We start from the raw sequence: 3669 nt of genomic DNA, 5'->3' as shown, positions 1-3669 counted from the left end.
GCGCCCTGGAGACCGGCGGAAGCAGCGCCACCCGCGCGCTGGAACTGCGGCTGTTTTCCCGGATTGCCTTCATCCGGCACCTGGCCAACGTGTTGGTCCTGCTGGGTCTTGTCGGCACCGTCGTGGGGTTCATCGTGGCGCTGGCGAACGTCAACGCCCAGAGCGCCAGCGACGTCAACGCCATCGGCGGCATCGTCGGCTCGCTGATCGAGGGCATGGGCATAGCGCTCTACACGACCCTGGTCGGCTCCGTGCTCAACCTGTGGCTCGCGGCGAACTATCAGCTTCTCGCCACCGGTACGGCCAACCTCGCCGCAGCACTGATCGACGCCGGCCATGCATGACCCATGGGACAGCGGCGACGACAGCGGCACGGTCTTCCGGGACGTGATCCTCCTGGCACTGGCGGGCTTCGTCTTCATCACGGTGCTGCTGCTGCCGCACATCAACCCGAAAGCCAAGCAGGGGGAGGGCTCTACCGATCCTCCCGGCAACGTGATCGCCGAGATGCGCTGGGACGACAAGCTGCGTACCGACGTGGATCTTTGGGTGCAGGCGCCCGGCGACGTGCCGGTCGGGTACTCCAACAAGAGCGGGCTGATCTTCAACCTCCTGCGCGACGATCTCGGCAGTCACGCCGATCCGACCGATGTCAATTTCGAGACATCCTTCAGCCGGGGCATTCCTCCCGGCGAATACACGGTTAACGTCCATCTGTTCCGGAATCTCGAAAACACTTACCCTATCAATGTGCGGGTCGTGGTGCGGGTGAAGACCGACAACGAGGCCGGAGCCCGGCCGATCGCGGCGACCACGGTAAGACTTGACCGGGAGGGGCAGGAACTAACCGCCTTCCGGTTCAGTTTGACCGAGAAAGGCGAACTCGTGCCAAACAGTATGAACAGCGTGTTCAAACCGCTGCGATCGGCAAAGACTTACTGAAGACAAATACTGTTTTAAGAAAAAACGTACCTAAACAAAACTCATGGGGCATTCGTTGAGACGCTGAACCGACACTCGACCTCGTCAGGAACCCGACATGGAAAACTTGACTTACCTGTTCGTCTTCGTCGCGTCCGTCAGTCTGATGCTTGTTCTGGTGGCACTGCGCTGGACCCACTCGCGCCTTGCCAGGGCCTTGATCCTCGCACTCTTCGCCTTGCTGTTGCCGGCGGCCTATGCCGCTCCCGCATCGCTGCTTGGACGCGCCAAGCCGGTCAGCCTGGAGTGGCTCGGCGCCCATGTGCAGGAGGCTTCGATCCTGAGCGCATCCTATGTCGAGGGTGAAGCGATCTACCTGACCCTTCAATGGGGACAGGTCCCCAACCTCTACCGCATCCCCTGGGACCGCAATACCGCCGAGCAGCTTCAGCAGGCGATGCGCGATGCTCAGCGCGACGGCAGCACCGCCATGATGCGCCTGCCGTTCGAGCCGAGCTGGGACCGGAGCGAACCGCGCTTCTACGCCCTGCCTCAGCCGAAGATGCCCGACAAGCCGGCGCCGGACGGAAACGGGATCGAGTATAAGCGGCCCGGGCAAGCCGCCTGACCTACGCTCGGACCTGTCGAGCGTCTGGACCTAAAGTATAGCGTCCCTCAACCGTATGGGCATATTCCGGTGCTGCTCCCAACGATGATGCGTGTTAGGCTAAATCGGGTAGGATCGGCAACAAAGATAGTTTCCCGAATATGCAAATGGATAATGGGGACGTGGCAAAGACCGGCAAGGCTTTCCACCATTCCCTTGTCGGCTTCGTCGAACTGGCCGCGCAGGTTATGAATGCGCGGGGGGCGGTACTTTGGATAGCCGGCAACGGCTCTGCCGGTATCGCGGCTGCTACCGGTTTGGGTCTCGACGGAACGGACGAGGGTTTCCGGGCTTTTGACCGCTCCATCGCCGATCTTGACAGGCTGCTGGACGGCGACGCCGCTGACGATCAGGTATCGGGGCGGGACTTGGCGGGATACCAGGTCCTGGCCGGCGTGCCGGTCGCCGATCCGGACGGCGAGAGGCTGGGCAGCCTATGGGTCTTCGGGCCGTCCTTTGGAAAGCCGGGCGACGACGGGCGGATTGCCGATGCGCGGGAGAGCATAACCCGGATCGCCGGACTGATCGGCGCCGACATCGCCAGCCGCGTCGCATCGGACGGGCAACTGGCGGCGGCGCGTGCCGAAGCGGAGCGTGCGACGCGATCGAAATCCCGGTTCCTGTCCGCTGCCAACCATGATTTGCGCCAGCCCTTCCAGGCAATCCACCTGTTCCTCCATCTGCTGCAATCCAAGGTCAACGACCCGTCGCAGCAGTCGCTGGTAACCCGCATCCAGGAAGCGGTTCAGTCGGGAGAGACTCTTCTCACGTCTTTGCTGGAACTATCGTCGCTGGAGGCCGGCAACGTCCGTCCGGCGGTCGTCCAGGTGCCGGTAAACGAGGTGCTGGAAAAACTGATCCGCGAGTTCGACGCACCCGCCGTAACGAAGGGTCTGCGCCTGCGCTTCATGCAATGCGGCGCCGTCGTCACGACCGATCCCGCACTGCTGGAGCGGATGCTGCGCCACCTGATCGGCAACGCGATCCGGTTCACCGCCAAGGGCAGCGTCATGGTCGGTTGCCGGCGGCGCGGCAATCGGATCAGGATCGAGGTGTGGGACACGGGCTATGGCATCCCGGAAGACCGGCAGGCCGCCATCTTCGAGGAATTCACCCAGATCCCCGGTCCGGGATCGCGCGACCGGGGCCGTGGCCTGGGGTTGGGACTTGCCATCGTCGAGCGGATCGCCAACCTGCTCGGCCACTCCATCGAAGTGCGATCCGTCCCCGGCAAGGGATCGGTCTTTTCGGTGACGCTGCCGGCGGACCGGGAAGTCTCCGAAGCGAACGGCAATTCCACGGCACCCGTTTCGGTCCTCGTGATCGAGGACGACCCCGTGCAGCTGATGGCGATCCGGTCCGTCCTCGAAAGCTGGGACTGCCGTGTGCTGAGCGCTTCCAACGGTGCGCGCGCCCTGGCGTCCATCGGCATGAAGGGGCAGCCCGCGCCCGATCTGGTGATGGCGGAGCTGCGCCTGAACGGCGGGCATTCCGGGCTCGAGGTATTGGCGGAAATCCGGCGGCAGATGGGGGCGGAGGTGCCTGCAATCCTGATGACGTCCGACACCGCCCGCGAGCGGACGACGGAGTTGACGGGGGCCGACGTGTCCGTGCTGGTCAAGCCGTTCGGTCCGGAGCACCTCCGGAACGCGATGGAAGCGATGCTGGCGCGGCCGGTAGGGGTGCGGCGTTAAATTACTATTTGAAACTATCGCCAGACATTGACAGTTAAGCTCCTGCTAAGGTTATTCTACGGCTTGTGGCGTTTCGGTGCGTCTTAATGATGGCCAAAAGAGCTGACAAGAAAAGACCCTTACAGGAGGCTTATAATGCATTATGCACTGCGCGGGGCTGCTTTCGGGCTGGCTATCGCGGCGGGCTTCGCTTCACCGCTCGCAGCTGAGACACTCGTTTATTGCTCCGAAGGCAGCCCGGAGGGTTTCAATCCTGCGTTTTTTACCGCAGGAACGACTTTTGATGCCACGTCCCGGCAGGTGTTCGACAAGCTGGTCCAGTTCGAGCGCGGTACGACCAAAATCGTGCCGGGTTTGGCGGAATCCTGGAGCGTGTCGGAAGAAGGT

General features: G+C 62.8%; 4 protein-coding genes and 1 pseudogene. All 5 read left to right on the top strand.

The window, feature by feature from the left end:
• Nucleotides 1–344: MotA/TolQ/ExbB proton channel family protein (locus AC5JJ6_RS27760; protein WP_496045165.1), on the top strand; the 344-nt coding region annotated here is incomplete at its 5' end.
• A complete protein-coding gene (locus AC5JJ6_RS27755) occupies nt 337–942 on the top strand; it encodes a DUF2135 domain-containing protein (protein ID WP_044427757.1) in 606 nt (201 codons plus the stop codon). The genes AC5JJ6_RS27760 and AC5JJ6_RS27755, both read left to right, overlap by 8 nt.
• A 97-nt stretch (nt 943–1039) precedes the next feature.
• Entirely contained in the window at nt 1040–1549 is a 510-nt protein-coding gene (locus AC5JJ6_RS27750) for a hypothetical protein (RefSeq protein WP_044427754.1), read from the top strand.
• A gap of 161 nt (nt 1550–1710) precedes the next feature.
• Nucleotides 1711–3282: a sensor histidine kinase gene (locus AC5JJ6_RS27745; protein WP_496045164.1), complete on the top strand. Its 1572-nt coding sequence runs from the start codon at nt 1711–1713 to the stop codon at nt 3280–3282.
• Nucleotides 3283–3417: 135 nt separating this feature from the next.
• Nucleotides 3418–3669 (top strand): annotated as a pseudogene (locus AC5JJ6_RS27740) (ABC transporter substrate-binding protein); the annotation flags it as partial.

The organism is Skermanella sp., assembly GCF_059503625.1.
This window is presented reverse-complemented; position numbering and strand designations above follow the sequence as displayed.

Coding starts and splice junctions, on each gene's coding strand:
- AC5JJ6_RS27755 (WP_044427757.1), top strand. CDS start 337: ATGCATGACCCATGGGACAGCGGCGACGACAGCGGCACGGTCTTCCGG.
- AC5JJ6_RS27750 (WP_044427754.1), top strand. CDS start 1,040: ATGGAAAACTTGACTTACCTGTTCGTCTTCGTCGCGTCCGTCAGTCTG.